This is a genomic window from Streptomyces sp. LS1784, assembly GCF_020103755.1.
Taxonomy (GTDB): domain Bacteria; phylum Actinomycetota; class Actinomycetes; order Streptomycetales; family Streptomycetaceae; genus Kitasatospora.
This window is the reverse complement of sequence record NZ_JAHSQD010000457.1, coordinates 1-6,693: the sequence shown is the minus strand read 5'-3', so window position 1 is coordinate 6,693 and position 6,693 is coordinate 1. Positions and strand designations below refer to the sequence as shown.

Genomic DNA, 6,693 nt, shown 5'->3' with positions numbered 1-6,693 from the left:
CCAGTGCGCGCAGGTGCAGGCCGGACTTGCGCAGTTCGTTGCCATGGTGGCGAAGTGCGTGGGCGTGCAGCGCCGGATCGCCTACCCGCCGTGCGACGCTGAGTCCCTTGCCGGTCCAGCGGGCCGCGGTGGCCAGGCGCTCCTCCGGCAGCACGTGGCCGAGTGCGACGCCAAGGCCGACGCGGGCCCGGGCAAGCAGGCGCAGGGTGTCGAGGTCGGCGTGGCCGTCGGCGGCGCGGGCCTCCAAGCGGGCGACCAGCGGCCAAAGCTCGGCGACAGCGGTGGTCGCCTGGCCGGCCTGGCGGGCGATCTCGGCCAGGCGCAGAACAGACTCGGCGAGCTGGATCACGAGTTGGTGGTCTGCATCGGTGTCGTCGGTGATGCCGAGGCAGTGCGGCGGGAGGCCGAGGCGTTCGGCGATGTGGCGCAGGGCGCCGATGTCCGTGATGGTGCGCGATCCGGTCTCGATGCGGGAGACGTAGCTGGTGGAGTAGCCGAGGAGGTCCGCGAGTTCCTGCTGCGGCAGGGCGTGGAGTTCGCGGTAGAGCTGGAGTATCTCGGGCAGGGCGCGGCGGCGCAGGATGTCCTGGGCTCTGGGCGTGGTCCAGCGCCAGCGGATTCCGCCGTAGGGATCGATCCCGGCCACGGGTCAGGCCTGGTCGTGCAGTTCGTACCAGCGGGCGATGGAGTCCTTGTAGCCCTGCGGCATGGGCAGGCCGGGCACCTCGTCGCGGTGGAAGAGGCCGGCTTCCTTGTGTTCGTGGCTGACGACCGGGGCCTGGTGTGCGCCGGTGGCGGTGCAGCCGTAGGTGACGATGAAGACCTGGCGGCCGGGGATCGGTTCATACATCCACACGTCGAGGAGCGGGCCGGCGGTCGCCGTCCAGCCGCTCTCCTCCTGGATCTCGGTGACCACTCGCTGCTCGGGTGTCTCCGCCCCCTCCAGCTTCCCGCCGGGCAACTCCCACTCCTGGCGCTCGTTCTTCAGCAGCAGCACCCGCTGCTGAGGGTCGAGCACGACGCCCTTGATGGAGATCGGGAAGGTCGTTGGCACGTAAGGCTGTTCAGTCTGTCCGGTCATCGCTTCTTCCGGGGCGCGCAGGCGGTCACGGGCCCGTCGAAGGTAGCAGCTGCGCGGTCGCGCAGTGCCCCGCCGCCCGGTGATCACGCTTTGACAATCTGTCACTTTCCATCGGGGCGGTGGGGCGTGGAGAGTGTGTCGCCTCCCACCCACTCGGTCCCATGAGGGGGATCCACCATGCCGTCTTCCGACACCAACGGCACCAGCGGCGAGAAGTTCACCGCGCGCATGCTGGACGGAGCAGCGCGCGAGCACGCGGGAGCGGTGCTGCGCGAGCACGGGATGCTGCGGCTCGCCAGGCTGGGCGGACGCGACGACGTGCTCCTCGCGGCTGGCTGGCTGATGTCCTCGCTGTGGAAGCACCGGGACGCCGACCCGGACTCTCTGACCGTCATCCGCGACACCGGTCACCACGACGGGCGGCCGGGCTTCGCCGGGCTGGGACACGGAGCGCTGGCCTTGCACACCGAGTGCGCGCAGCACCCGACCCCGCCCCGGCTGCTCCTGCTGGCGTGTGCGCGGGCCGGCGACACGGGCGGCGATAGCCTGCTGGTGGACGGCCAGGCCGTCCTCGCCGAGTTGGCCGAACACCACCCTGCCGCCATCGAGGCGCTCGCCGCGGAGCGGGCCGCCTACTTCGGCGGCTCGGGCGGCCGCTTCTCCCCGGTCCTCCAGCAGCTGGCCGTCAGCCGCTGGCGGCTGCGGCTGCGCCAGGACGACCTCGCCCGGTTCTCGCCCGACGCCCAGCAGCATCTGCCCACGCTGCGCCAGGCCATCGACCGGAACACCCACCGGCTGCGTCTCGCCCCCGGGCAGGGTGTCGTGCTGGACAATCACCGCCTACTGCACGGCCGCACCGCCTTCTCGGGCGAGCGGCTGATACTGCGCGCGCTGGGCGAACCGCACGCCGCGCTGGGTCTCGGCCCCGGCTTCCCCGCGCCGTGGTCCATGCCGATCCCCGCCACCGCGCACGAGGAAGCCCACCCTGCGAACACCCCCCGCGAACTGCTGTCCCCGACCGGCATCTAACCGTCGACGAGCAGCACCGCCGCCTCACCGTCTCCTGGTGACGTGGGGCGCGTCCCGCGCCCCGGCTCCAGGTCCCGAAAGGGAAACCCTGAAGGAGGAACCGCCATGGCTCAGAAGATCCCGGCCGAGACCAAGGCCACCATGCCCGCCGTCGTCGGCGACGAGTTCGACCTCGACGTCAGCACCGTCGAGACCACCGACGCGGCCAGCCTGCAGACCCTCACCGACGACGGCTGCGGCAGCACCTGCGGCGCCTGCACCACCGGCCTGCACTGACCCTGTCGGCTGGTGCCCCGGGCGTACACCCGGGGCACCAGCCACCGCCCCGTCCCGTCTCCGAGATCCGAGGTTCGCCGCCATGCGCCCATCCGCTTCCACGGCCTCCTACCGCGCCGCCGGCGTGGCGCTCGTGCGCGCCGTCGCGCACCCCGACCTGCCGGTTCCTGTCTGGCCGGACCTCGACGGCAACGGCCCCGTTGTGACGCACCAGCAGACTGGATGGCTGCGTGCCGTGTGGGCCGACGATCGCCTTGCCCAGGCTCTCGGTCTGGCCAGCCCGGTCCTCGCTGATCGTGTCGCCCGCCTCACCGCCACCCCGAAGCCCGATCCGCGCGAAGTGCGGCGCGCCGTGTGCTCCACCGCCCGCTACCTCCTGCGTATGGCCGACCGACCCACACCGTTCGGGTACTTCGCCGGCGTGCACGCAGCATCGTTCGGACCGTCCTGCGACCTGCGGTGGGGCAACGAGCACCACGTTGTCACCCAAGCCTCGGCAACCCGGCTCGCACGAGCGATCGAGCAGCTGGAGCACCTCCCGGCCCTGCTGGCCAATCTGGACGTGACAGCGAACAATACCGTCCACGTGCGCGGCGACCGGCTCGTCGTCCCCCACCGGCCGGTCGTCAAGCCCGGCGGCGGCACGGCCGCAGGCGAGACGACCCTGCGCCACACCCGGTCCGTCGCCTTCGCCCTCGCCGCCGCACGCCAGCCGGTCCGCTTCCAGGACCTAGCCGACAAGGTCCACGCCGAGTTCCCCACCGCGACAACCGAACAGGTCACCAGCATCCTGTCCGAGCTCGTCACCCAGCGGGCGCTCATCACGAACCTTCATGCCGTTGCGACCGACCCGGACCCTCTCGGACCCCTCCTGACCGCCTTGGAGAAGGCCGGAGCCGAGCAAGTCGCCGATGCCGCCGAGGTCCTGGCGGATCTGCGTACCGCTGACGGCAGCCTTCCGGCTCCGGCCGTCGACCTTCGACTGGACGCCGACCTCGTCCTCCCCCACGCGGTGGCCGACGAGGCCGCCCGAGCCGCCCAGCTGCTGGCCAGACTCAGCGCCGCTCCCAACGGCACGGCAGCATGGCGGTCCTACCATCAGAAGTTCTACGAGCGCTACGGCCGCGGTGCGCTGGTGCCACTGCTCGACATGGTGGCGGACAACGGGATCGGCTGGCCCGACGACTACCCCGGCGCCCGGACCGCCGAGAAGCCGCGCTTCGACGAGCGCGACGAGCTGCTCGCGGCCATTGCCCAGCGGGCCGCTCTCGACGGGGCGCGGGAGGTCGTCCTCGACGAGTCGCTGTTGGCCTTGCTCGACCTGGGCCCGGACAAACTCCGCCTACCCCCGCACCTGGAGATCGTCGCCCGCGTCCACGCACGCAGCCAGGAGGCGCTGGACCGGGGCGAGTTCCGGCTGGAGGTGGTGTCGGCGTCCCGGGCGGCCGGCGTCTCGGTCGGCCGTTTCCTCCACCTCCTTGAGCCCGGGCACCGGGCGGCGTTCACCGAACTGCTGGCGAGCCTGCCGACGATGGACGAGTGCACTGTCACCGCGCAGCTCTCGTTCCCGCCGCTGGATCCTGCGACCGGGCACGTCGTTCGGAGCCTGCCGACGGGTCAGCTGGTGATCAGCCTCGCCGAGCACCGCCCCGCCGCCGACGGCGTCCTCGTTCCGCAGGACCTGGCGGTGGGCTGCGACGGGCGGCGCATGTACCTGGCGGCACCGGCGCTCGGCGTTCGGGTCGAGGCCGCCGCCACCCACGCTCTGAACCTGCGCATCCACACCCCGCCACTCGCCCGGCTGATCACCGAGTTGTCCCGTGCCCAGGCCGCGCAGGTCACCCGATTCGACTGGGGCTCGCTCCACGCGCTGCCGTTCCGGCCCCAGCTGCGGCACCGGCGCGTCATCCTCTCCCCAGCCTCCTGGCGGCTCACCGCCGCCGAGCTCCCCACCGGCAACGCCCCGCAGCAGCAGTGGGACGCAGCCCTCACGTCGTGGTTGACGCGGCGCCGGGCACCGCGGCACGTGATGCTGGCCGCCGACAGCCAGGGCCTGCCGCTCGACCTCGACCATCCCGGCCATCGGTCCCTGCTGCGCGATCACCTGCGCTCGGCGCCGCACGCGGTCCTCGTCGAGGAGCCCGACCCGGCCGACCTCGGCTGGGCGGGCGGCCGGGCCCACGAGATCGCCATCCCGGTCACCGCCACCCGTGCCCCGGCCTGGCCGCGCCTGCCCAAGCCCACCCCGGCCCGGATCCTGCAGCGGGGCCACGGCGACGCCCCGGGCACCTCCCGTGTGCTCCTCGCCTCGCTCTACGGCGATCTGGAACGCCAGGACACCGTGCTCGCCCGGCACCTGCCCGACCTCCTCTCGCGGCTCGGGCACCCGAAGTGGTGGTTCGTGCGCTTCCGCGACCCGCGTCAGCACCTGCGGCTGCGCATCGCCCTGCCCGACCCGGCCGCCTTCGGACCCGTCGCCGCCGTGATCAGCACCTGGACCGCCGAGCTCCACCAGGCCGGGCTGCTGTCCGAGGTCGTGTACCCGACCTCGTACGCGGAGACCGGACGCTGGGGCGAGGGACCTGCCTGGACCGCAGCGGAGGAGGTCTTCCGCGCCGACTCCGCCGCCGTCCTCGTCCAGCTGGCCCAGCCCGAGCTGCCCGATCGGCAGGCGTTGCTCGCCGCCCACGCGGTCGCCATTGCGGCAGGGTTCACCGGCTCGACCACAGCCGGGCTGCGCCGGCTCGTCGACAACGTCCCCGCCAAGGCCCCGGCCGTCCTGCCCAGGCCAGTCTTCAAGGAGGCCGTACGCCTCGCGGACCCGGCTCGCAACTGGGCGGCGCTGCGCGCCGAGCCTGCGGGCAACGCCATCGCCGACGCCTGGGCGCGGCGCCACCAGGCGCTCGACGCCTACCGCCGGCACTTCCCCGGCCCGCACACCCAGGGTGTGCAGGCGAACGACGTCCTCGGCTCCCTCCTGCACTGCGGCTTCGTCCGCGCGCACCGTATCGACTTCGACGACGAGGCCCAGGTCCTCTACCTGGCTCGCGCAGCCGCCCTCGCTCGCCTCTCCCGGGACGGTGACCAGTGATCACCCCGCACCCCGCCCTGCGGCTGTCCGACCGGATCGCCGAGCTGCTAGTCGACCCGGCCGATGCCCCGACGGCGTGGACGTCCCGCCCGCAGTGGCGCCAGTCCCTCGCCCACGGCGCCCCGGGCATCGCCCTGCTCCATATCGAGCGCGCCGCCACCGGCCGGGGCCCATGGGAGCCGGTGCGCGCCTGGCTGTCGGTCGCGGCCGACGCCCCGGTCACGAGCGGGGGCGACAGTTACCTGTACTACGGCGCGCCTGCGCTCGCGCAGGCCCTTACCTGCGCAGCCCAGGCGCGGCCCGGCTGCTACCAACATGCCCTCGCCCGCCTCGACCAGGCCGTGGCCGCCGACGCGGTGCGTCGCTGCGACGAAGCAATCGCCAGGATCAACCGCGGCGACCTGCCGGTGCTGGCCGAGTTCGACACCATCCGCGGCCTGGCCGGCATCGGCGCCGTGCTCCTGCGCCGGGCCCCCACCGGCGAGACCATCCGGCGGATCCTGGGCTGCCTGGTCGGTCTGACCGAGGACGTCAAGCACAACGGCGAGGTCCTGCCGGGCTGGTGGACTTCGGACGGACCGTCGGGCAAGCCGGACGAGCGGTTCCCGGGCGGGCACGCCAACACCGGTCTGGCGCACGGCATCACCGGCCCGCTCGCCCTGCTCTCCCTCGCGTTGCAGCGCGGTGTAGAGGTCGACGGGCAGCGCGAGGCGATCCGCACCGTCCTGGCTTGGCTGGAGCGCTGGCGCGACGGCCACGCCTGGCCGTACTGGATCACGTCCACACATCTGACCGACCTCGACCGCAGGCCGCTGCTGCCGCAACGGCCGAGCTGGTGCTACGGCACCGCCGGCATCGCGCGCGCCCAGCAGCTCGCCGCCCTCGCCCTCGACGACCCCCGCCTGCGCCACGACGCCGAGAATGCCCTCGCCACCGCCCTGGTGGACCCCAAGGCGCTCGCCGCGACCACCGACCTGTCGGCCTGCCACGGCTACGCCGGGCTCGCACACATCGCCCACCGCGCCGCCGCCGATGCCTCGCCGCGCAACGCCGCCCGGCTTCACTCGGCCACCGCCCTGCTCCTGGACACCACGCACCCGCCGCACGCTGACCCCAACGAGCAAGCACGTTGCCTCCTGGCGACGGCGGGGCCCGCGTTCCTGGAAGGCGCGGCCGGCACCGCCCTCGCCCTGCTCGCCGCCGCCACCGGCACCGC

The 6,693-nt window shown here is 73.2% G+C and carries 6 protein-coding genes; 4 read left to right on the top strand and 2 right to left on the bottom strand.

The features are described from left to right. Both KS423_RS34480 and KS423_RS34475 read right to left on the bottom strand, forming a co-directional pair. Window positions 1-646: helix-turn-helix domain-containing protein (locus KS423_RS34480; protein WP_224283694.1), on the bottom strand; the 646-nt coding region annotated here is incomplete at its 3' end. Between the two features lie 3 nt (window positions 647-649). Then, complete coding sequence (locus tag KS423_RS34475; RefSeq protein ID WP_224283693.1) at window positions 650-1,081, bottom strand: NUDIX domain-containing protein; 432 nt, start codon at window positions 1,079-1,081, stop codon at window positions 650-652. A gap of 177 nt (window positions 1,082-1,258) precedes the next feature. Between KS423_RS34475 and KS423_RS34470 the strand changes: the two genes are divergently transcribed. The 4 genes from KS423_RS34470 to KS423_RS34455 form a co-directional block, all read left to right on the top strand. Next, the gene (locus tag KS423_RS34470) at window positions 1,259-2,110 is read left to right on the top strand and encodes a TauD/TfdA family dioxygenase (protein WP_224283692.1); all 852 of its coding nucleotides are present in this window, start codon (window positions 1,259-1,261) and stop codon (window positions 2,108-2,110) included. A gap of 141 nt (window positions 2,111-2,251) precedes the next feature. Continuing rightward, a complete protein-coding gene (locus tag KS423_RS34465) occupies window positions 2,252-2,386 on the top strand; it encodes an FxLD family lanthipeptide (RefSeq protein ID WP_374120078.1) in 135 nt (44 codons plus the stop codon). Between the two features lie 82 nt (window positions 2,387-2,468). After that, the gene (locus KS423_RS34460; protein WP_224283690.1) at window positions 2,469-5,477 is read left to right on the top strand and encodes a lantibiotic dehydratase; all 3,009 of its coding nucleotides are present in this window, start codon (window positions 2,469-2,471) and stop codon (window positions 5,475-5,477) included. Next, on the top strand, window positions 5,477-6,693 hold a 1,217-nt coding region (locus KS423_RS34455; RefSeq protein WP_224283689.1), incomplete at its 3' end, for a lanthionine synthetase C family protein. The genes KS423_RS34460 and KS423_RS34455, both read left to right, overlap by 1 nt.